The sequence below is a fragment of the Coprococcus phoceensis genome, assembly GCF_900104635.1.
In the GTDB taxonomy this organism is placed as follows: Bacteria; Bacillota; Clostridia; order Lachnospirales; family Lachnospiraceae; genus Faecalimonas; species Faecalimonas phoceensis.
Map to the genome: position 1 here is coordinate 1,471,573 of NZ_FNWC01000007.1, position 22,548 is coordinate 1,494,120.

The window sequence follows — 22,548 nt, forward strand, 5'->3', positions numbered from 1 at the left end:
TCCCCCTAACGATAATAGTCCATCTTCTTTTCAATGCGCTCCATCACAAATGCCACGATAAAGTTAAACACATAGTAAAATACTGCCGCTATAATCAGCGGGGACACACTTGCCTGAGACGCCGAGATTGCCTTTGCCACCGTGAACATCTCCTGCACACTCAATACATAAGCAATGGATGTATCTTTCACTAACGTGATCACCTCATTCGTAATCGATGGCAAAATCCGTTTCATCACCTGTGGAAAAATAATTTTCACAAATGTCTGTACTTTTGTATATCCAAGAATCTCAGCCGCTTCATACTGCCCAATCGGCATAGATTCAATTCCGCCACGATAAATTTCCGCAAAATAAGCGGCATAATTTAACACAAATCCAAGGATTACTGCGGTGTTCATCCACTCCGGTGTCATCTGCATCTTCAGTACATAATATCTTCCAAAATAAATAAACATCAGTTGTAAGATCAACGGTGTCCCTCTCATGATCGATATGTACACTTTCACAATCGTGCGAATCACCACGTTTTTTGACATTCGTCCAAAGGACACAACAATTCCAAGCGGCAGCGAAAGAATCAGTGTGAATGCAAAGATCCAAAACGACTTTATCATCCCCTGCGCCATCATGCTGAGCATCATTCCTATACTCATAATCTAAAACCTCTCTTTTCTCGTATTCTATCTGCGAAAGAAGAGGACCATCATGTTTGACAGCCCTCTATCTTTTTTATTATTTTCCGATTGTCGTGATATCTTCCTGAAACCATTTTTCGGAAATCTTCTTTATTGTACCATCTTCTGCCATCTCTTCTAATGTCTTTTGTACTTTGTCTCGCAGTTCATCATTGCCCTTCAAAAATCCGACTGCATATTCCTCTGATGCCAATGCATCGTCCAAAAGTACAAAGTCTGCTTTTCTCTGTTCAATCTGGTATTTTGCGACGACAATATCCATCGCGATCGCATCAACTGCCCCTGATTCCAGATCCATAAACGCAGTGTTATAGTCTGCGACAATCTTCAGTTCCTTAAAACTCTTCTGAAGCTTTTCCTGTTGTTCCAGTGCTTTTTGAGCCGAAGAATCTGTCTGTACATCGACAACCTTCCCCGCAAGATCTGCCTGTGTTTTAATTCCGGAATCTTTCTTTACAACAAACACCTGCTCATTATTGAGATACGGCTCACTCCATGTATACTTATCTTCACGTCCGGTCATTGTAAATCCATTCCAAATACAGTCAATTCCTCCTGAGCTCAATTCCATATCTTTTGCATCCCAGGAAATCGGCTTCGGAACAAATTTCATATCGAGCCTGTCTGCAACTTCCTTTGCCAGATCCAAATCGAATCCGGTGTATTCTCCGTCATCTCCAACGAATCCCATCGGCGGAAAATCCTGATCAAACCCAACCGTAAATGTCTTCTGCGTACCACTCCCACTCTCTCTTTGCTTCTGATCGTCCTTTGCTCCACATCCTGCAAATACTGTTGTCACAGAAAGCGCAAGAGCCATTATCAGTGCTATTTTCTTTTTCATAATTTATATCCTCCCATTCACTTTATCATATTATTACTCTACCACACTAAATTACTTTGTAATGATAGCACAGAAAACAATACGTGTCAACGAGAAATTCCTGCACACAAAAAAAGACGGAAGTTAAATCTCTCCCGTCCCAAGTCTTCTGTATTGTTCTTTCCATTCCCCCAGCATCTCTTCGCTCAATATCGGTCTTGACTGTTTTTTCAGCTCTTCTATCTCATTGCGCAGTTCCTGATCGACCAATTGATAGATTTCATTTTTTTCAAGCAGCTTTGCATACTTCTCACTGCTCATAGATTTTTTACAGCAATAAAGATATGCCCTGCGCATTGATTCTTCCTCACAAATCTGAAATGCTGCCTCATACATCTTAGCGGCCTCTTCATATAAAAATATTTTTCCATACGCAGCTCCCAGGCAGCCATATACTCTTCCGTAAAATTTTCCATCCACACTGTCATCATGAGCGCCGTGTATGATGGACTGATAGATCAGGATTGCCGGTTTCACTGCGCCGCTCTCTAAAAGATTATCTGCTTTATATTTCTTTCTCTCAATCTCTTTTTGGTTCTTCAACTGTTCTAACACATTTTGAATCCGTCGAAGTTCTGTAGTTGTATAAATGGAAGCATAAGCGAGAATTGTCACGACAAACTGCTCCACAGACCCATGCTGTTTTAAGGATTGTCTTAAATTCTGGGCAAGTTCCGTCAATGACAGTTCTTCTTCCAGCCAGTCGCAAAGCTGTTCATTCATAATCGTATAATCGATGAGATACAAATTATTACACAGATAATAACACAATTCTTCGATTGTATAAATTTTCCGATGTATCCTTGTAATCTCATATGGTTGCTTCGCTTTCTTTTTATAACAAAGAATTAAACTGCCCATCATTTCCTCCTAAATGTATCTCTTTTTCTTCATAAAAATCTGTCGCCGGGAAAAATTCTCCAAATCCGATGTCCTGGAAACTGATCTTACATGTCTTTTCATTCAGGAACACCGTCTTGACCTGAAGCCTCAATGCATAATCTTTTCTCTTTGGCAGCCCTGCCATTGATATCGTCTCCACACGCATCTGATTCCCCGTAAGTGATTCGATATGCATCTCAATATCGTCCGCATCTTCCAAAAGCACTTCAAACTGCATATCAGCCTCATACCATCTCGTCCCCCACGGAACGATCGGATACCATTCATCCTGTCCGTTGATACGCATCTTCAAACAGATCTGCTCCGTCATCTTTGTATCATCCAGATATATCGGACCTTCTTTATAATCCAAACTCTTTCTGTATGCGGTATAACATGCTCCCTTGCTATAAAGATTGTTTCCTAAAAACGCCCTTCTTCCATTGCACAGTACTTTCAAAGAGAGCGGATACCAATTGTTTTCAAATCCCTCTCCGGTCAAGAACACAGAAGAAACAAGCTTTTTATCAAACACTCCCTGCACAAACTGTTTAAATCGATTGTCTGCTGCCTTTGCCCGATCTACATTCAGAACCGGATACACCGCTGCCAGCTCTTTCATCTGTGCGCTTGCCACTTCATCCACCGTCACAAACGTATCTGCTCCTTTTCCAATCCCCATGCGGAGCTTTCGAAGCATATACGCTCTCACCTCATGGCGGTCACAGTGAAACAAAGCAGCCTCATAATGCCATAATTCCTTTGGCTGATAGAGCATATAATTACAAAAGCTTTCTTTATAGTCCTGCACATAAATACAGTCTTTTGCCACGCCGATGCGCTGTCCGATTCCTTTTAAGATCTTTCCGATATCCACGCTCATACGCGGAACCGTAAACACAATCTGCTCAATGTGTTCAAACTTGTCCAACGACAGCTCTATGAATTTTGCCAAAAGCCAGACTGCCTCATAAGTTTCCTCATCCAGCAAAACTTTTTCTTTTGCAAGCGACCTCACAAGCAGATTGGACACTGTATGTCCTTCTTTTAACACGTCGGGACGCTTGGCATCATTTCCAAAGAGCCACACATCTCCCTTCCGCCCAAGCACAAGTGGAATCTGGTAGTTATCTGCCACAAGCTCCATCGTCTGCGGTTCCTGCTGTGCTTCACTGTAAAAACTGATCTGGCAGTTCTTTTCATTTAAATCATACCCTAAAATATTTCCTGTCACGCTGTCATCCCCCATTTAATATGCCTGAAATATCTGCCCGGCAATCTCTTCTTCCTGCTGATATGCTTCCATTGCCCTTTTCTTTTCTTCCTCGTTCAAATCAAGTATAGCATTCAACTGTCCAAACTTCCCAACCGGACAAACGTCTCTTTCCAGCTTTACATTCATTTTTTCACTTACGATTTTTCTGTCTTTTCGTGTCTCTTTGAAATAGTATCTCAATGTCTCATCTTTATATAAAATGAATTCTTTTGCAAAGACAGTGTCATACATCGGAAGAAGTGATTCACTCTGATAGTCCAGTTTCTCCATCTCTCCTCGATTGATCTGATATGCAATCTTTACCTTGCTGTTCGGTGCTGCATGATATTCTACAATCACCTTATCATACAACTGCACCTCCCGAAGCCAGCTTTCCGGATACGACAGATAAAACGAAAATACCAGTCGCTTTTCGCACATCTCTCTCAAAAATTCTCGGAGTATCTCCTCATATTCCATATGATCAGGAAGTCTGTCGGCATAAAATTTCAGCACTGCCACTTTACAAATATCCGCAAGATATTCTTTTTCCTGATATTCCTTCATAATAATTGCAAGTACATTTTGTCCTGTCACTCGATCATGCACCACAAATTCTTTTGCCACATAGGCAAGATATGCCTGTTTTAAGCGGAAATACGGATTTCCTTCGTAATAATCCTGAAAAATCGCTTCCTCCGAAAACAACATCTCCGAAAACAGCATCTGAGAAATAATTCGTTCGGAAAGCGCATGTGTCTCCACCTCATATTCTTTCGCCCGTTTCCAGACTAATTTCATGTCGCGCGTTGCCCCGCAATAAAAAGTTGCAAGGTAGGTCAAAAGCGCTTTGTCATAATATCCTCGTTTCATCACCTCAAAGGTAAGATACAGAAGGAAATCATCTTCCGTCTGCCCCTCTTCACGAATTTTCTTCGTACACATCAGGAATACTTCCTGCTCGTCAAACGCCTCAATCCCATATGTCCTCAAATTTTCAAAAGTAACTGGTATGGATCTCTTTCCCTGCTCTTTCTGTGTTCTGTCCGTCATGCGTTTCTTACACATCTCCAGAAAACGGATCTCATAGAACATACGTCTCGCATCATACGGAATCGACTCTGTATAGTGTCGTCCATTCTTTGCTTCCCACACAATCCGTGCGTTCTCATCATAAAGATAAATCTTAGCTCCTTTTTTGGAATACGCAACTCGCTGTCTAATCGAACCATCCTCTTCAATGACAAGTACATATTTGACTCCGGATTTTTTTACTCTCACCCAGTATGCATGGCAAATATCATATAATGCATCTAATCGCTCCGGTGTCATCTTCTCTTCCACCAAAAAGCGATTGTAGATAATTCTCAACTCCTCGCTGATCTGTCTTTTTATAAGCTGATCCCACGCAAATGTCTCCATCTCCTCTTGATAGTGCCTGTAAATCTCACTCTGCTCATCCTCATAGGTTAAAATATTTGCATACAAAATCGCTGCTTTTTGCTCATCCAAAGTATTTCCGTGCATAAAATACAGATATACAATTCTCGGCAGTGCCTTTCGCAGCCTTCTTCCATCAATCGACATCATATAATACTCATAAAGCTGTGCGATCTTCAGTTCCTGTTTCACCGCTTTTTCATACCATTTAAAGCAGGAAATTCCCGTCTGGTTTCCTTTGATCAGCTGCATGCAGATTGCATTCAGCACCTTCTGATCTGCATAAGTTTTATAAAGCCGCTCCAAAATATAGTACAGACGTTTATCATAATCTTTCTGATGGCTAATCAGTTCCGCCGCATACTCTGCAAGCTCTCGTGTGATCAGCTTATACTTGATTGCAAAATTCAGCACCTGTATCTCAAAATCTCCCAGTTTTCTGAGGAGAATCACTTGGTTTTTCAGGCAGAGATATGCCTCTGCATAAAACAGGACATGGTTCGTTCCATTATAGAACTGTCTTTCCAGCATCCGGAACCGTTCACTGTCACTTTTGTATTTCGGATCTAAATTCACCAGCATACAGAGAAGCTGCCAGGAATACGGATATTTAATGTAGAGTCGGTTCAATTCTTCCAGCACTCGGTTCGTATGACTTGTATCCTCTCTGAGCAATGCAGTCAAGAAAAGGTAGTAAGCACTGATCTCCGGTTTCTTTCCAATTGCAAATCGATTGTAATTGAAATTCTCCAAAATCCATCTTGCTTCTTCTTTTTTCTCTCCATATAAATAAATATGAGCCTGTATCAACAGGTAGTATTCGTTCTCAGGTTCCAAATCCCGAAGCTGCTTTGCTTTCTCAATCTCCTTTTCCACCCACTCATTTCGGTCAAGTTTTCCTGAAATGTACGCAAGATATTCTTTTAATCCCTGTGCCTCCAGTAATTCTTTTTCTCTTCCCGCACCACTGTTCGAAATATGCTGGTATACCAAAACATCCACATGCAAAACTTCATATGGTGTCTCTATAAAAATACGTCCATAATTCTTTCCTGCATGTAGTTTTTTCTCTTTTATACTGTATTCAAGCCGGTAACTGTCCCCCACAAAGTCATCCGTTGTAATCTCCTCATCTCGAATCTGAATAAATGCTCCATCTGCCCAAATTCGGATTGGAACAAAGCCCCACGTGTTTTTCGTGATCTCAATCCAGTCTTTCTTTTCTTCCAAAACATCATGTAACTGGCGTTCTTCATCGGAAAGTGTAAGGAAGATCTTTTCTTTCTGCTTGATCCCGACAAGAAATTCTTCTAATGCCTCCTCATCGAGCGCCCATTTGCGCATATTGTCATAAAGATTCTTAATTCTCAATTCTTCATACTTTAATACGTCATAAAATTGTCTCGTACGGAACAGCCTTCTTGCCTCTGAAAAGTCTTTCATCGCAAGCCGCTTAAAGTCTTCCACATTCTGTATCTTTCCATAGGAAGTCATAATAAACGGCTTCTCAATCATCGCCGTGAACGTAAGATCATATTCTCCGCCGTTGCACATCACAGTAAATTTCCCATGTTCTGTCTGCCCCGGCTTTAATCCGGCAGAATCGTATGTAAAATTCACTTTCACCGGATTTCCCTCAAATCCTTGTTCACTGCACTGAATACGAAAAGAAGACGGATAGACAATCCCTCGGATATCCCCCTCTTTTTGATTCTGTATCATAAAACTTCCGCTGTAAACTTCCCCTTCTCCAATCATCATGCGGATATGAGTCTCCGGGAAGACGATCTCCGGACACTCGGTTCGAAAATCTCCTTTCGAAAATTTCTTTATCTTGTTCTTCATCTAGTCACCTGCTTTATGTTTCTTTCGTTGCATTTTCTCCAAATATCATTATAATAAATTATAGCATCATTCTACTATTTCTGGCAAGCGAATATAAAGGAGGGTTTTATGAAGAAACATGCACAATTTCACGGAAGTGATCTAGAAGAAATAGAAAAAATTTACCATATACCAAAAGAAGAGATTGTCTGTTTTGGTGCTAATGTCAATCCGCTTGGATTGTCCGCACAAGTAAAAAAACAACTTTCCGAGCACCTTGATATCATCACCGCTTACCCTGACAGGAAGTACAGTTCTCTTCGTCAGGCAATCGGGCAATACTGTGACATCGATCCGAACTATATCGTAGTAGGAAATGGCTCCACCGAATTGATTTCTCTTTTGATTCAACATCGCACACCTAAAAGCGCGTTGCTGCTCGGTCCAACCTATTCGGAATATGAACGAGAGCTCTCTCTTTGCGGCGGCAAGCTTTCCTATTATACGCTCTCTGCTGCAAAGGATTTTCAATTGGATGTATCAGATTTTTGTCAAAATCTCAATCATACTATTGATCTGCTGATCATATGCAACCCCAATAACCCTACTTCTTCTGCAATCTCTGTGTCAGATTTGAAAACTATCGTTCAGACCTGTCAGAAGTTGGATATCTTTGTGATGATCGATGAAACTTATATTGAATTTGCCTCCTCCATTCCAGCGCTCAGCGCTGTCTGCCTTGTCCCTGATTACGATAACCTGATGGTATTAAGAGGTGTGTCCAAGTTCTTTGCGGCACCGGGCTTAAGACTTGGATATGGCATGACAAGCAATGAAGATTTTCGCAACATTCTGAAAGAGTATCAGAATCCGTGGTCGTTAAACAGCATCGGGGCATTCGCGGGAGAATTGTTCTTACAAGATACCGACTATATTCAAAAGACAAGACAATTGATTGAAACAGAACGGACAAGAATATATGAAACCTTGCAGACGATACCAGAACTGAAAGCATTCAAACCTTCGGCAAATTTTGTTTTGGTGCAGATTTTAAATGAAGGCGTAACTTCATTTGATGTGTTCGACAATCTGATCCGTCAAAAATTAATGATTCGAGATTGTTCTTCTTTTGAACAGTTAGATGGCGAATTTATCCGCTTCTGTATCATGAGTCCTGAAGAGAATACACGACTGCTGCATGCACTCAAGACATTTTTTTCGGAAAACTAAGTAATACAAAAAGGCCGGATATGTGCATCTCGTTATAAAACGGCTGCGTATCCGGTCTTTTCTCCTATTTTTTTAAGATTAGTGCAACAAACACCAAATCTCTTTCCCCTGTATTTTTCAATCCATGTCCATCACCATCTTTACAGAAAAATACATCTCCTTCTTTCGCCGGAATCTCTTCTCCATTGTCTACATACACCCCGTTTCCGGAAAGGATATAATATGTCTCAGTCTCTCCATGATGCTCATGATATCCAAGTACCGCTCCTGGTTCCAGCGTCACCTCTCCGAACAATCCACAGTGTTCTCCCATCTGTTCCTTGTCAATGAGAACTTCTTTTCTGAGAATACCTTTTCCACCGCTTGCACCTTCAATTCGTTCTACAATTCTTTCCTCTTTTGTCGTCATAACTGTTCCCTCCATTTCATTTCACTACTTGCTATCATAGCACCCTCCAGCCAATTTGACAATGTCTTTGCGCAGAGAAGACGCAGCAAAACCTCTTTCATTTCACTGCGCCTTTTCACAATATTTATTTTACAATCCGGTAATATTCTTTTGCGGTAATCGCAAATACAATCGCATAAAATACTGCAAACACAATCACTGTAATAATCGTGGATGTCATAAACAATGACACATTTGTCAAATTCATCAGTGAAAGAAGTTTTGTGATTACTTTAAACGCCACCGCTATATGCACAACCGCAACTACAAGCGGAAGGAAGAATACGATCATTACCTGACTTCGGATCGACTGTTTTACCTCACGTCTGCTCATACCGACTTTCTGCATGATCGCAAATCGCTCTTTATCGTCATATCCTTCTGAAATCTGTTTGTAGTAGATAATCAGTACCATCGCCATCAGGAACAGTGCTCCTAAAAAGATGCCAAGGAATAAGAAAGATCCATAAAATGAATACATCATGTCGCGCTCTAATTCCCTGCATTCTACCGGGGATAATGCATCGATTTTTCCCAATGAATTACGAATCTCTTCCAATGCCGGAAGCTGGTCTTTCACACTCTCACGAAAATCAATATTTCGATAATAACGATTTCCCATATTGTCTGCGTAAGTTTCTGAGAGATGATCGATTATCGACTGGTTTGGTACTATCAAATAATAGATATCAATCATCATATATGTTTCTTTATCCACCTTCATATCTTTCAGGTTTTTTCTGACTTGATATGTGGTTCCATCTATCTCGATCTCGGACGGTTTGCTCTTACTTTTCGTTGAGTATAAAAGCACTTCATTTTCAGATAGCTCAACATTTTTGTGTTCCAGTTTATTATAAGTGTCCTGAGTCATCAAATACATGCTTCCATAAGACCCTTCTTTGACAGAAGTCATATCATCTTTAGACAAGATAAACTTATTTTGTACTCGGTTGACCGCAAATGGTGTCGCCTCATACTGCTCATCATTCCGGTAAGTAAGCCCATATTTTTCTACTATATCTGTGATGGTCTGATCAATGGATGCTTTTTCTTCCTCCGACAACTCCGTTCCGGAAATTGTCACATCATGCGGAAATCTTGTCTTTAATATATCCTCCATCCCAACATACAATGCCACTGTTGTGGAGACCATAACAAGCACCATCGTACTCAAAATACAAATGTTGGCAAGTCCCACCGCATTTTGTTTCATACGATATAACATTCCTGAAACAGATGTAAAATGTTTCGTATTGTAGTAAAATTTTTTATTTTTCTTTAACAGTTTCAATAAAGCAATACTTCCTGCTGTAAAAAGTGCGTATGTTCCGATGATAACAAGTATCACGGCGACAAAAAACAGACCCATTGCTGTAAGCGGTGATTCCGTTGTCTGTGCGATATAATATCCGCCTCCCAGTGCAGCCACGCCGATAATAGTCATAATGACTTTTGTTTTTGGTTCTTTCTCGCCCTGTTTTCCACCATGGAGCAATTCAATCGGATTGGCAAGTTTGATCTGGATCAAATTAAAGAGCAGATTCGCCGCAAAGATCCCACTAAACAAAAATAATGTCCCGCTAATTGCTTTTATTTCTATTGAAAACTTCAGCGCTACGTCAAAATGTAACATTTTGAGCAAAAACAAAAAAATCAGTTTGTTGAGGAGAATCCCTCCGCCAAGTCCAAGAATCAGACTGATCGCAACCACAATCAGTGTCTCACATATAAGCATTTTGGCGATGTGGCTCTTTCCAAGACCCAACACATTGTAAAGTCCGATTTCTTTTTTTCGCTGTTTCATCAAAAAACTATTCGTGTAAAACAGAAAGATCACTGCAAAGATTCCAACTACACATGTTCCATATGAAAGAATAATCATTAAGCTGTCTGACCCCGGCATCTGCCGGATTCCTTCATTATATAGAAGAGAATGCATGATATAGAACATTGCAATCGTGACCACACAGGTAAATATATACGGCACATAACTTTTCCGGTTTTTCTTTAAATTTGTGACTGCCAGTTTTCCATAAATTGAACTACTCAATGCCGTCACCCCCTGTTGTCAACACCGTCAACGTATCAGAAATTTTCTGATAAAGTTCTTCATTGGAAAGGTTTCCGCGATATAACTGGTGGAACACTTCTCCATCTTTGATAAATAGTATTCTGTTTGCCGTGCTTGCCGCTTTTACACTATGTGTAACCATCAAGATCGTCTGCCCATCTGTATTGATTGTGTTAAACAATCTCAAAAGTTCTTCCGATGCCTTCGAATCTAAAGCTCCTGTCGGCTCATCTGCCAAAATCAACTGTGGTTTTGTGATCAACGCTCTTGCAACTGCTGCCCTTTGCTTCTGTCCCCCGGACACCTCATATGGATATTTGTTCAACAAATGTGTGATGCCAAGCTGCTCTACAATCGGGCGAAGTCTGCTTTCCATCTCCGGATATTTTTTCCCTGCCAATACAAGTGGAAGGAAAATATTGTCTCTCAAAGAAAACGTATCCAATAAATTAAAATCCTGAAATACAAAGCCCAAATTCTGTCTTCTGAATGCAGCCATCTCACGTTCTTTGATCGTAGTTAAGTCCCTTCCTTTTAAAAGAACCTTTCCTCCTGTCGGTTTATCCAACGCAGCCAAAATGTTCAAAAGAGTTGTTTTCCCAGAACCAGATTCTCCCATGATTGCCACGTACTCTCTCGGCTCCACCGAAAAATTCACATCCGCGAGCGCCTGCACCTGGTTCCCTCCAAAACGGGTCGTATATATTTTTTTTACATTTTTTACTTCTAATAATGCCATATCATTTCCACCTTTCTACTTTGTCTCTTTCTTGAATGCTCCTTTATTGTATAAGAAAAGATTTTTCCCTGCCATAATTTCAGGTGACAATTTTGCAATCCAATCTTACACTTTTGTAAGGTTCAAAATGACTGGTTTGATTTGCTTTTTTATGGCTTACATCTGCCACATGGTTCATATCCCTTTTGAATCAATTCTTCTCTGGTTCCCTCATAGGTCTCTTTATTTTTTCCCTTCATATCTTTGACGCTTGAACAGGTTGGTTTGTGGAACTTCTTATTGTTCGTGTTCAAAACGTAACTCTCTACCTGATTATCTGAAGCCTGATTTGTTTGTTCTGTATCTGTTTCATGGCTGTCTCCGGTTGCATAATCAATCTCAATCCCAGGCTGTACGTTGTACACATACACATGAAAAGAAAGTCCTTCTCCTTCATCTTCCACAGACTCTGCCTCCATTTCCACGCCGGATGCAACAAGATTATCCCCCTCATAAATCGGTGTTACACGGTAACGGACATGATGTTCTGTCTCTTTTATATAATCTGCCACCATGTTTTCAAATGGAAGCATTCCATCCACATTCATATATCTTGTCCCCGTAATGAGATTCTTTTCATTGGCATTTTCCGCAGTGAGCTGATAGCCAATCAAATGACACCGATTATACAAATACTTTCCATCTACATTATCATACTTGACCGTATGCCATCCGGATGGTTTGATCTGCCCGATTTTTCCTCTTTCCTCATTTGGCATCAACTCTTTTCCAATCATCGCTTCCGCCACGCCACATCTGCCTTTTGCATCCAGTTCACTGTAGGACTCAAACACATCTTCATCAAGTTCTGCCTCCGTAAAATCCGGTTTGTTATCATGAATCGTGACATAGGGTTCTCCCGCATATTCCGGTACTGACTCAACCTCAATATGCTTTGTCACTTCAATCTGCTTACCATCGTTTTGTACGGTTTTATTCAAGTTCTCGCAGCCTGTCACAGAAAACACCAGTACTACTGCCAGACAAGCCGCTATTTTTTTTCTTATGTTACTCATCTTACTTCTCCCTTTTACTCTAATCAAAAATCATCACGGTTCAAATTCAAAAAGATTTTTGTTCCTTTTGACACTTCCGATGATATATAAATTCTATGATTTAATTTATCGACGATGCTTTTGCAAAGATATAGGCCGATTCCCGTCGATTTCTTATCTGTTCTTCCGTTATACCCGGTAAATCCTTTTTCAAACACACGTGGAAGATCTTCCTGCCAAATACCAATTCCGGTATCTTCTATCACCAGTACATTCTCTTTCTTTGGTTCTAAATAAATAGAAATCGTTCCTTCATTCGTGTACTTCAGTGCGTTGGATAAAATCTGTTCGACAACAAGGCCAAGCCACTTTTCATCTGTCAGTATCTTATTCTCAATCGGCTCATATTTCAGTTTTATTTTCTTGAGAATAAATAACTTAGAGTATTTTTTTACTGCAGGTTTGATAATCTCATCCATCGGGTACCACTGCAGCTTTAAGTCTGATGCCATATTCCCCAAACGGATATAAGACAGTGCCATCTCCACATACTGTTCAATTTTAAATAGCTCCATCTCAAGCTCAGTGCGTTTTTCAAATGAAATCTCCTCAGCAGCCTGAAGTAAAATCCGCATTGCGGCAATCGGTGTTTTTATCTGATGCACCCAAAGACTGTAGTAATCAAGCATTTCTTTTCTAGCGATATTGTTATCAGACTCTATTTTCGCTTTCCCCTCGAACAGTGTATTAACCATCTCCTGATAATACCTCTCCACCAGATCCTCAGGTTCTCCATCCTCCGGGACACAGATATTGATATTGAGATACTGTTCCTCCATCCGCTTACATTTTCCATAATATTTCACAAAATCAACAGCAAGAAGAATCACCTCCACACTAAAACAAAGTGCAAATGCATACCACACGGTGTCTGCCGATATATCATACAACATTAAAATGACTGTAAAAATCACAGCGAAACTAAAGCTAATTCCTATCCATCTTTTATTTTTCTTCCAGTATGATCTGAATTCTTTCATGTCTCTATAATATATCCAATCCCTTTCTTTGTCTTTATAAACTCTACAGCAGCAAGTTCAGCAAGTTTCCGCCTAAGCCTTGTGACATTGACTGTCAGTGTATTGTCATCCACAAAAGCATCGCTCTCCCAAAGTGCCGTCATCAACTCTTCTCTTGTCACAATTTTTCCTGCATGCTCCATCAAAACCTGCAAAATCTTAAATTCATTTTTAGTCAATTCCGTCTTTTTTTCTTTATAGCTTACAATCCCATCATTCAGATTCAGCAACAGTCCCTGATGCTCCAGAACATTTAAATTTCCCTGAAATGAGTAGGCTCTTCGCAGCATTGCCTGCACTTTGGCTGTCACAACATTCAGATCGAATGGTTTTTCAATAAAATCATCGCCGCCCATATTCATCGCCATCACAATATTCATATTATCGGATGCCGACGACAAAAATACAATCGGTGTCTTTGCTATTTTTCGTATCTCCGTACACCAGTGAAACCCATTAAACAGTGGCAATATAATATCCATCAGCACCAGCTGCGGATCAAACTCCAAAAAATCATTCATCACATTTTTAAAATCTTTGACATAGCGCACTTCATAGTCCCATTTTTCCAAATGACTGCTCAGTGTCTTCGCAATCATCATATCATCTTCTACAATCAATATCTTATACATGGTACTCCTCCTTCTTCGCTCTCTATTGTAACACATAAAAACAGATTATTCATAGCTCCAGAAAATGCTGATTTTATGCAGTATTTCTTCATCTTTATAAGAATATTTGACACGGGATAACTGATATAATTTTCCCAAATACTCCGCGGCCTCTTTCACCATTTCTTCCAGCATCGGCTCTTTTGCTTCTGCATATACCGCTTCATTTGCAAATTTAAAAACGACCTGGCTTTGCTTATTTTGAATGCTCTCTTTCATCTTTGCAAGAATGGTATCTTTTTCATATGTCTCATAATACATCCCATTCAACACATAATAATTCGCATCTTTAGCCGTGCATTTTGGAAGTGCGATCACATCATCCGGCTTATGGGTCTGAAACAATTCCTCCTCCGAGATACAGAGGTAATCATAAACAATATTTGTGTCCACTTCCTCCAAATACACCGGGTCTCCCCATGTTGTATCCACATAGTAATAGTCTTCTCCACAAGAGACCAAATTCCACGCATGCGGCACCTCTTCACTTGATTCAGGACGCTTGGCTGTCCCTGTCACATAAGTGCAAAATACATTCAACCGCTCCAATAAATACTGCGTCGTTCTCGCATAGCCTGCGCAGACAGATTCCCCGTTAACCAATACACTGTAAATATTCTGATTGTCTGAGGCTCCTTCCCTGTAATCCGTATGGTTGATCACATATTCATATACATATTGAATTTTTTCATACTCTGCCCCATCCTTCGGCGCTCCATCAAGCACTTCCTGTGTTATTGCATCAATCTCTTTTTGTTTGCGCTCCCGCTCTTCTTGTCCATACTGATATTCAGGGTTTAAAACAGAATAGCTTTCTGTTCCTTTTTGGTAAATCGTTGTCTTCCCTCTTCCGTCACACCAGAAAATCTCCGGATAATCATTGAGCACAAATTGAAACAACTGATTGTTCTTTTTTGCATCTGCACTGTGCAGATAAATTTCTCCATTTCCATCCAACACTCCTTGCAAAATTTGCTGATACACCACTTTGTCTTCTTCAGACAACGATTCATAATAATATTTTTGTGCCGGATTCGTCTCTTTCAAATTGACCTTTTGATACGGAATTTCATTTCGCTTTTCATAGCTTCTTTCCCATTTTAATCCATATGTTCCAACCATCCCCAGAACAACAACGACCGCTGCACTCATTCCAATGCCCAAAATCATTCCGAGACAACCTCTCTTCTTTTTTCTCGCCATGTTTCTCTCCTCTTTTATTCACGATCCCTTTTTTTCAGAATATCATAACAGTAATAGATTTCCTATGAGGTATTTTTATGAACCGTATCACTACCGCACAGATTGACAACGCTGATAAAGGAAAACTTCAGATCAATGTCACCTCCGACATAAATTCCTATCCAATCTCAGAGGCTAAAATATCCATTACTTATACCGGCGTTCCAGAATCTCCGATTGAAGAATTGACAACCGATTCCTCAGGACAGACCGAAGTGTTGGAATTAGATACACCACCACTTGAATACAGCCTAAATCCAACTATCGAATACCAGCCATATTCCGAATACACTCTGAACGTGTCTGCTCCTGGTTTCGAACCACTAAGTATTGCCGGGGCAGAAATCCTTCCGGACGTCACCGCCATCCAGAATATTACTATGCACCCGATGACCGATCCAGAACCTCCGGAGGATGTATTTGTTATTCCCGCTCACACATTATATGGAGAATATCCACCTAAAATTCCAGAAGATGAAATCAAGCCTCTGCAGGAAACCGGCGAAATTGTACTGAGCCGGGTTGTCGTACCGGAATACATTGTCGTTCACGACGGCTCTCCGCGAGACAGCACTGCAAAAAACTACTATGTCAAATATAAAGATTATATCAAAAATGTGGCATCCAGCGAAATTTATGCCACATGGCCACAGGATACTATCCGTGCAAATGTGCTCGCGATTATGTCATTTACACTAAACCGCGTCTATACTGAATGGTACAGAAATCAAGGATACGACTTTACAATCACTTCCTCAACTGCCTTCGACCACAAATGGATTCCGGAGCGTAACGTCTTTGATACAATCTCAGAAATCGTAGATGAGCAGTTTGCAAGCTATCTGTCCCGTCCAAATGTCAGGCAGCCAATTTTGACTCAATACTGTGACGGCAGGCGTGTCCAATGTCCGAACTGGATGACACAGTGGGGTTCCAAGGCACTCGGCGACCAAGGATACTCACCTATTGAAATTCTGCGCTACTACTACGGTGACAATATGTACATTAATACTGCTCAGGAAATTTCCGGCGTACCTTCCTCGTGGCCTGGCTATACCCTTTCCAATGGTTCTTCCGGGGACAAAGTTCGTCAGATGCAGGAACAACTCAATGTGATTGCCGGTGCCTATCCTGCAATTCCAAAAGTTGCTGTGGACGGCATCTATGGTCCTGCGACTGCTGCCTCTGTGCGAAAATTCCAATCCGTCTTTGGACTCCCTGAAACGGGAACAGTCGATTATCGCACATGGTATAAAATCTCCGAAATTTACGTAGGAGTCTCCAGAATTGCTGAGCTCGTGTAAGGCAACACCTTCAATTAGGGACAGGGGTATGTTCAATTGGGGACGTAGTAAAATTCAATTTTACTACGTCCCCAATTGTTAAAATAATCTCTTTATATCGTTAAACATCACGAATATCATCAGCGCAAACAACAGCATCAATCCCGCGAAATGCACCATACCTTCTTTATCCGGCGGCACTCGTTTGCCTCGTATCGCCTCAATAAACAAAAACACAAGTCTTCCGCCATCCAATGCCGGAAATGGTATCAGATTCATCACACCAAGGTTTGCTGATAATAAAATGGCAATATTCATCAATTCTATAATCACAACCGATAATCCATATGATTTACTCTGCTCATACGTATTTCCGACCATGTCAACGATACCAACGGGTCCGGATAGCTGATCAACTCCCACCTGCCCGGTGACAAGCATCTTCAAACTTTCTAAAGTGGTACAGATCCAAAATTTCACTTCATAAGCCCCATACTGCAACGCCGTGAACAAATTCGCCTCTTCGTTCTTGCCAGGAGACATCAACCCTAGTTTGTATGCTCCGTTTTCATCTTTTTGAGGCGTAATTGTCACCTCATGTTTTTCCCCATCTCGCTCATATGTGAGGTCTACCGTTTCTCCCGGATGGAATACATTAAAGTAAAGCACCTCACGCCAAACATTAATTTTCTTTCCATTCATCTTAAGAATCCGGTCTCCAGCCTGCATTCCTTCTACCTCCGCAGAATATCCTGGTGTCACACCGGAAATCACCGGTTTATCATAGCCAACCCACGCAACCAGTATTACCGCAAAAATAAATGCCAATATAAAATTAAAAATCGGTCCGGCTGCAATAACAGAAATTCTTGCCCAGACAGGCTTTGTGTTAAAACTTCCCTCGGACATATCCTCTACATCATCTTCGCCCATCATACAGGAGCCTCCGATTGGAAGCAGTTTGATCGAATACCTTGTATCTCCGGCTACTTTGCTGAACAGGCGGGGACCCATTCCGATAGAAAACTCCTCCACATGGATTCCATTCTTTTTCGCCAGCAAAAAATGTCCCAGTTCATGGATTGTCACAATCAGTCCGAACACCAATATTGCAAGTATAATTCCCATTTTACCACCACCTGCTTTCTATCTGTTCATATACTTCTTGTTCCGTCTGTAAAATCTCATCTACCGATGGATCTGCTATCGTTTTGTGTGCCTGCATACAATGCTCGATAATCTCTGGTATCTCCAGATACTTAATCTTTCGCTCCAAAAACTTACTAACTGCAAGTTCATTCGCCGCATTGAATACCGTCGGAAGTGACCCTCCCTCTTTTCCCGCTTCAAATGCAAGACGAAGTCCATAGAACGTCTCCATATCCGGTTTTTCAAATGTCAGCTTTGACAATGCTGCAAAATCCAATCTGTCTCCCGGCAGAAATCTTCTCTCCGGATAATATAATGCATACTGTATCGGCAGTTTCATATCCGGTGTTCCAAGCTGCGCAATGATCGCGCCGTCCACATATTCCACCATCGAATGAATGATACTCTGCGGATGCACAACGACCTCAATCTGATCAAGTGACACATCAAAAAGCCATTTTGCTTCAATGACTTCCAAACCTTTGTTAACCAATGTAGAAGAATCGATTGTAATCTTTCTTCCCATCTCCCAATTGGGGTGTTTCAGTGCATCTTCGACCTGAATATTGAGAAGTTCTTCTCTTGTCTTTTGGCGGAAAGGTCCGCCCGATGCCGTCAGTAGAATCTTATGAAGCGCTTTCTCCTGTCCCCCCTGAAGAGACTGAAAAATGGCGCTGTGTTCACTGTCCACTGGAAGAATCGCCACCTGATATTCTTTTGCAAGCGGCATAATGATATGTCCCGCTGTCACCAGTGTCTCTTTGTTCGCAAGTGCAATGTCTTTTCCTGCCTTGATTGCCTCAATTGTTGGTCGAATCCCAATCATTCCCACAATCGCAGTCACAAGGATCTCACTCTCTTCCATAACAGACAGTTCAATGAGTCCCTCCATGCCTGACACAATTTTGATATTCAGATCCTTCACATTCTCACGCAGCTCTTTTGCGCGTTCCTCGCTCCATACTGCCGCCATCTTCGGATGAAATTCCCGAATCTGTCTCTCCAAAAGTTTGATGTTATTCCCTGCCGCAAGTCCAAGTACCTCTATATCCTTATTTTCTCGGACAACTTCTAACGTCTGTGTTCCTATGGATCCTGTAGATCCCAGTATTGCTATTTTCTTCATGAAACATCCTTTCTTTTATCGCATCAATGCGACCGCCATATAATAAATAATCGGTGCTGTAAAGATCACACTGTCAAATCGGTCTAAAATTCCACCGTGTCCAGGAATCAGTTTTCCGTAATCTTTAATATCATGGTTACGCTTGATAGCAGATGCAGCCAAATCTCCCACCTGGGAAATCATTCCGCCAACACCGCAAATAACCGCATATTCTAACGCATTTGCGTCCGCTCCTGATGCAAACTGATTGATTGCAAGTGCATAAATTACTCCCAAAAGTGCTGCCCCGAGAATTCCCCCGATACCGCCCTCAATAGATTTTTTCGGGCTGAGCTTCGGCGCCATCTTATGCTTTCCAATCAGCATTCCGACACAGTAAGCACAAGTGTCACATCCCCATGAACAAAGGATAATGAGCCACACTAAATATGCCCCCTGTGTAAGCTCTCGCGTCTGGTAAACATAAGATAACATCACTGCCACATAAAACAGTCCGAAAAACGTAATCATAATCTGTTCTGATCGATACTTCGGATATGAAAATACATACACCGCCATAATGGCAACTAAAAATGCAATCGTAAGTAATGTCACCATATCAGCTCTTCCCATACGGATCATCCCATAATAGACGATACACGCCGCATAACCTACCACACCAAGTAATGTGTTGTGCACTTTCAGCACTTTATATAATTCACTCATTCCAATCAGACTGATCAGCAGCACTGTTGCGAACAGGATATCACCTCCACTGATGATTGTCACCAATGCGATTAGGACAAGCAAAATTCCACTCAGTAATCTTGTCTTAAACATCTATTCTTCTCCTTCCTTCACGCCCCCAAAACGTCTGTCTCTACTATTATAATGCTCAATGGCTTTTTTCAATTCCTCTTTCGTAAAATCCGGCCACAATACATCTGTAAAATAAAATTCACTGTACGCAAGCTGCCATAACAAATAGTTCGATAACCGCTGTTCCCCACTTGTGCGGATCAGAAGATCCGGATCCGGAATATCATGTGTATCCAAATACTGTTCAAATACTGTTTCGCTGATTTCGTCTGCATGCAAGCGTCCGTCCTCACAGTCTGTACACATCCTTTTCATCGCACGGATCATCTCATCACGGCTTCCGTAATTTAATGCAATTTGAAAATTCAATCCATCATTATTCTTTGACGCTTCCTCAAGCTCATCGATTCTTTTTCGAATATCATCATCCAGGGCGGTCTTGTCGCCAATCACCCGGACTTTCATACGGTTTTTCTCTGCCGTTTTCAGGCAGGTCTTCATATAATTTCTGAGAAGTTTCATCAATGCATCCACTTCACTTTTCGGTCTGCTCCAGTTCTCCGTCGAAAACGCATAGACTGTCAGATATTTGATTCCCATCTTATATGCCTCTTCACAGATGCGCTCCACATTCTTGCTTCCCTGTGCATGCCCATAGTTTCTTGGCATCCCTTTTTTCTTTGCCCAACGACCATTTCCATCTAAAATAATCGCCACGTGCTGTGGTACGTTCATACAACGTCCTCCTTTTCTTTTGGTGCATACTGTCAAAGAAGATAAGCAAAGTCTGCATCTTAGCATTCCTCACTTATCTTCTTGCTCATCTTATCTCTTAAACAGTAAGAACTTCTTTTGATTTTGCTTCTACTGATTTATCTACTTCTTTGATGTATTTATCTGTTAATTTTTGTAATTCTTCTTCTAATCCTTTGATCTCGTCTTCAGAAACATCGCTTCCTTTTAACTTCTTAAATGCGTCATTTCCATCACGACGGATATTTCTGACTGCAACTTTTGCTGCCTCACCTTTTTTCTTAACATCTTTTACAAGTTCTTTTCTTCGTTCTTCTGTCAGTTCCGGGAACACAAGGCGAATTACTGTACCGTCATTTGTCGGATTGATTCCGATATCTGATGTCAGGATTGCTTTTTCAATCTCTTTTACCATACTCTTTTCCCATGGCTGAATCTGAATCATACGAGCCTCTGGAACAGAGATATTTGCCACCTGCTGAATCGGTGTTGCTGAACCATAATAATCTACTGTCAGCTTATCTAAAATGTGTGGGTTAGCGCGCCCTGCACGGATTGTTGCAAGCTCTGCATCCAGACTGTGTAATGTTTTCTGCATCTTTGTATCATATACCTGTAATTTTTCGTTCATAATCATATCCTCCAAAATCTCTCTTATACTGTCACTTTTGTTCCTGTGAATGTACCTTTCATTGTCTCAACAATACTGTTTTCTTCATTCAATCCGAAGACTAACATCGGCATCTTATTCTCCATACATAAAATAGACGCCGCAAGATCTACAGCCGCAAGACGTTTGTCAATCGTCTCCTGAATTGTGATCTCATCATATTTTTTCGCATCCGGGTTCAACTTCGGATCGCTGTCGTAAATACCGTCAATTGCCTTTGCAAGCAGCATTGCATCCGCCTCAATCTCAATCGCCCGAAGAACTGCTCCTGTATCTGTTGAAAAATATGGATGTCCTGTTCCTCCTGCAAAGAAAATAACCTTTCCACTGTTTAACGCCTCAACTGCTGCGTCTTTTGAAAACAGACTTGTAAATGCGCCGCATGTAAACGGTGTGAAAATCTCTGTCTTCATTCCAACATGTCTGAAAATATCAGATACGTAAATACAGTTCATAACCGTTGCAAGCATTCCAATCTGGTCTGCCTTTGTGCGGTCGATCGTCTCACTTGTTCTTCCTCTCCAGAAGTTCCCGCCGCCTGTCACGATTGCGACCTGGATCCCATCGTTTACCAGCTGCTTTACCTGATTGGCAACCCCGATACAAGTTGCCTCATCAAAACCAGTCTTTTTATCTCCTGCTAAAGCTTCCCCGCTCAGCTTTAATAACACTCTTTTCATATGTCTGCTCCTTATTCTATTTTTTCCTCTTGTGTTTCATTATTATATCATAAAGCTTTCTTCGTGCACAGTCTATTTTGCTATCCTTTTAGAAAATTTTAACTTTTATTTATATTTAAACCATATTTTTTCCCATCCAAACATGCTATGATACTTTCAGAGGTGAACAATATGAAGGAAAAATTACAACATTTTATGATGGGACGCTATGGCATCGATTCATTTTCCAAATTTTTGCTTGGAGTGACTGTTTTCTTCTGTGCCATAGATTTGTTTTTTCATAGCGTCGTTTTGAATTCCTGGACACTGCTTTTACTCATTTATACCTATTACCGTGTGTTCTCAAAGAACCATAGCAAACGGTATCAGGAAAATATGAGATTCTTACAGATAAAGAATAAGCTTTTAGCAAGATTCCAGCGTGAAAAATCACACATGCAGCAGCGGAAAACACATCATATTTATACTTGTCCGACATGTAAACAAAAGATCCGTATTCCAAAAGGAAAAGGACGTATCTGCATTACCTGTCCAAAATGTAAGACAGAATTCACACGGACAAGTTAAAAATCAGCATCGGTACACAACTC

The 22,548-nt window shown here is 40.9% G+C and carries 21 protein-coding genes; 3 read left to right on the plus strand and 18 right to left on the minus strand.

Translation table 11 applies throughout. The annotated features are described in order from the left end of the window. Positions 1–5: 5 nt before the first annotated feature. The 5 genes from BQ5364_RS10870 to BQ5364_RS10890 form a co-directional block, all read right to left on the minus strand. Entirely contained in the window at positions 6–656 is a 651-nt protein-coding gene (locus BQ5364_RS10870) for an amino acid ABC transporter permease (protein ID WP_004613943.1), read from the minus strand. A gap of 79 nt (positions 657–735) precedes the next feature. Then, entirely contained in the window at positions 736–1,542 is an 807-nt protein-coding gene (locus BQ5364_RS10875) for an amino acid ABC transporter substrate-binding protein (protein ID WP_004613944.1), read from the minus strand. 123 nt (positions 1,543–1,665) lie between these two features. Further along, complete coding sequence (locus BQ5364_RS10880) at positions 1,666–2,442, minus strand: hypothetical protein (protein WP_022250898.1); 777 nt, start codon at positions 2,440–2,442, stop codon at positions 1,666–1,668. Next, positions 2,417–3,712, minus strand: coding sequence for a DUF5716 family protein (locus BQ5364_RS10885; RefSeq protein ID WP_022250897.1), 1,296 nt, complete (start codon positions 3,710–3,712; stop codon positions 2,417–2,419). The genes BQ5364_RS10880 and BQ5364_RS10885 overlap by 26 nt, the downstream gene beginning before the upstream one ends. Further along, on the minus strand, positions 3,713–7,003 hold the full coding sequence (locus tag BQ5364_RS10890; RefSeq protein WP_071144272.1) for a DUF5717 family protein: 3,291 nt from the start codon (positions 7,001–7,003) through the stop codon (positions 3,713–3,715). 108 nt (positions 7,004–7,111) lie between these two features. Here BQ5364_RS10890 and BQ5364_RS10895 point away from each other — a divergent pair, with 108 nt between their 5' ends. Then, positions 7,112–8,212: a pyridoxal phosphate-dependent aminotransferase gene (locus tag BQ5364_RS10895; protein WP_071144273.1), complete on the plus strand. Its 1,101-nt coding sequence runs from the start codon at positions 7,112–7,114 to the stop codon at positions 8,210–8,212. Positions 8,213–8,276: 64 nt separating this feature from the next. Here BQ5364_RS10895 and BQ5364_RS10900 read toward each other — a convergent pair whose 3' ends face one another. From BQ5364_RS10900 to BQ5364_RS10930, 7 genes are all read right to left on the minus strand, one after another. Next, the gene (locus tag BQ5364_RS10900) at positions 8,277–8,621 is read right to left on the minus strand and encodes a cupin domain-containing protein (protein ID WP_022250894.1); all 345 of its coding nucleotides are present in this window, start codon (positions 8,619–8,621) and stop codon (positions 8,277–8,279) included. A 124-nt stretch (positions 8,622–8,745) separates the two neighbouring features. After that, a complete protein-coding gene (locus BQ5364_RS10905) occupies positions 8,746–10,722 on the minus strand; it encodes an FtsX-like permease family protein (RefSeq protein ID WP_318261218.1) in 1,977 nt (658 codons plus the stop codon). Further along, a complete protein-coding gene (locus BQ5364_RS10910; protein WP_071144275.1) occupies positions 10,706–11,473 on the minus strand; it encodes an ABC transporter ATP-binding protein in 768 nt (255 codons plus the stop codon). Before BQ5364_RS10910 ends, BQ5364_RS10905 begins: the two co-directional genes overlap by 17 nt. Positions 11,474–11,622: 149 nt before the next feature. After that, positions 11,623–12,528, minus strand: coding sequence for a DNA/RNA non-specific endonuclease (locus BQ5364_RS10915; protein ID WP_071144276.1), 906 nt, complete (start codon positions 12,526–12,528; stop codon positions 11,623–11,625). A 23-nt stretch (positions 12,529–12,551) separates the two neighbouring features. Next, positions 12,552–13,547 (minus strand): sensor histidine kinase, encoded by a 996-nt coding sequence (locus BQ5364_RS10920; RefSeq protein ID WP_071144277.1) that lies wholly within the window; start codon positions 13,545–13,547, stop codon positions 12,552–12,554. Further along, positions 13,544–14,218 carry a response regulator transcription factor gene (locus tag BQ5364_RS10925; RefSeq protein WP_004613956.1) on the minus strand — a complete coding sequence of 225 codons (675 nt, stop codon included), beginning with the start codon at positions 14,216–14,218 and terminating at the stop codon, positions 13,544–13,546. The genes BQ5364_RS10920 and BQ5364_RS10925 overlap by 4 nt, the downstream gene beginning before the upstream one ends. 45 nt (positions 14,219–14,263) lie before the next feature. Then, positions 14,264–15,460: a transglutaminase domain-containing protein gene (locus BQ5364_RS10930; RefSeq protein WP_071144278.1), complete on the minus strand. Its 1,197-nt coding sequence runs from the start codon at positions 15,458–15,460 to the stop codon at positions 14,264–14,266. A 77-nt stretch (positions 15,461–15,537) separates the two neighbouring features. Between BQ5364_RS10930 and BQ5364_RS10935 the strand changes: the two genes are divergently transcribed. Beyond that, a complete protein-coding gene (locus tag BQ5364_RS10935) occupies positions 15,538–16,803 on the plus strand; it encodes a peptidoglycan-binding protein (protein WP_071144279.1) in 1,266 nt (421 codons plus the stop codon). 78 nt (positions 16,804–16,881) lie between these two features. On the opposite strand, the gene rseP is transcribed toward BQ5364_RS10935, so the two are convergent. The 6 genes from rseP to pyrH form a co-directional block, all read right to left on the minus strand. Next, entirely contained in the window at positions 16,882–17,910 is a 1,029-nt protein-coding gene (rseP, locus tag BQ5364_RS10940; RefSeq protein WP_004613959.1) for an RIP metalloprotease RseP, read from the minus strand. Position 17,911: 1 nt separating this feature from the next. Then, positions 17,912–19,057, minus strand: coding sequence for a 1-deoxy-D-xylulose-5-phosphate reductoisomerase (dxr, locus tag BQ5364_RS10945; protein ID WP_004613960.1), 1,146 nt, complete (start codon positions 19,055–19,057; stop codon positions 17,912–17,914). Positions 19,058–19,072: 15 nt separating this feature from the next. After that, positions 19,073–19,876, minus strand: a complete 804-nt coding sequence (locus tag BQ5364_RS10950) for a phosphatidate cytidylyltransferase (RefSeq protein WP_004613961.1) — start codon at positions 19,874–19,876, stop codon at positions 19,073–19,075. Beyond that, positions 19,877–20,590, minus strand: a complete 714-nt coding sequence (locus BQ5364_RS10955; protein WP_071144280.1) for an undecaprenyl pyrophosphate synthase — start codon at positions 20,588–20,590, stop codon at positions 19,877–19,879. Between the two features lie 97 nt (positions 20,591–20,687). Then, the gene (gene frr, locus BQ5364_RS10960) at positions 20,688–21,239 is read right to left on the minus strand and encodes a ribosome recycling factor (RefSeq protein WP_022250887.1); all 552 of its coding nucleotides are present in this window, start codon (positions 21,237–21,239) and stop codon (positions 20,688–20,690) included. Positions 21,240–21,262: 23 nt separating this feature from the next. Further along, entirely contained in the window at positions 21,263–21,958 is a 696-nt protein-coding gene (pyrH, locus tag BQ5364_RS10965) for a UMP kinase (RefSeq protein ID WP_022250886.1), read from the minus strand. A gap of 171 nt (positions 21,959–22,129) precedes the next feature. Between pyrH and BQ5364_RS10970 the strand changes: the two genes are divergently transcribed. After that, positions 22,130–22,525: a hypothetical protein gene (locus tag BQ5364_RS10970; protein ID WP_004613965.1), complete on the plus strand. Its 396-nt coding sequence runs from the start codon at positions 22,130–22,132 to the stop codon at positions 22,523–22,525. The last annotated feature ends 23 nt before the right edge of the window (positions 22,526–22,548 follow it).